At 35.2% G+C, this 827-nt stretch carries 1 protein-coding gene; it reads right to left on the bottom strand.

The features are described from left to right. A partial coding sequence (locus tag GQ590_RS12070; protein ID WP_160409301.1) for a DUF1629 domain-containing protein occupies positions 1–486 on the bottom strand: 486 nt, incomplete at its 3' end. Positions 487–827 lie beyond the last annotated feature (341 nt).

The raw sequence follows: 827 nt of genomic DNA, 5'->3' as shown, positions 1-827 counted from the left end.
GAATTCTATAAGTTTAAATACTAAACGTTCTTCTAGTGGGATTTTTTCCAATACTTTGCGGTCTAATTCAAATCGATCAATCCAACGTAATAAATTCGGATCATAACGATCTACTTTGCATTTGGATTTTTCCCGATCGACCGCTTTAAGGTAGTTATAGATATGAATATAAAAATAATCTTCTAAAATATCGCCGGTGTTGGTCTCTATTTTGGCAGGGATAAGTTGTATGCCTTTAATATCTAACGGCGCTAATACCTCGGCTATTTTTTTGGATACAATGCTGTCCGGTTCTGAAAAATAATCGCCAATGACTGGTTTTCTTGGAATAGGTTCGCAGTACTTGTAACTTACCATCTCTGGATTTTCAATTCTTGTTTTTGTTCTTGGGTACATCATTGTATGGAAGGAATCATCTTGGGCGCCAATAAAAGGGTAGGCGTTATCGCCTGCCCGATCAATAATGTAATATTCAAATTCATTCATATCTTTTAAAAACTCCAATCTTCTACTTTAGTAAATAAAACACCTTGTGGGTTTACCGCCATAATGGCGTCAACTACTTTACCATCTCTGGATTTTCAATTCTTGTTCTTGGGTACATCATTGTATGGAAGGAATCATCTTGGGCGCCAATCAAAGGGTAGGCTTTATCGCCTGCCCGATTAATAACGTAATATTCAAATTCATTCATCTCTTTTAAAAATACCAATCTTCTACTTTAGTAAATAAAACACCTTGTGGGTTTACCGCCATAATGGCGTCAACTACTGATTTATGATAAAGATGTATAGTTGTGAATTCTATAAGTTTAAATACTAAACGTT

The sequence above is a fragment of the Gilliamella sp. Lep-s35 genome (assembly GCF_009795845.1).
Taxonomy (GTDB): domain Bacteria; phylum Pseudomonadota; class Gammaproteobacteria; order Enterobacterales; family Orbaceae; genus Gilliamella.
Note: the sequence above shows the minus strand (reverse complement) of the source record. Positions and strands in the feature narration are given on the sequence as shown.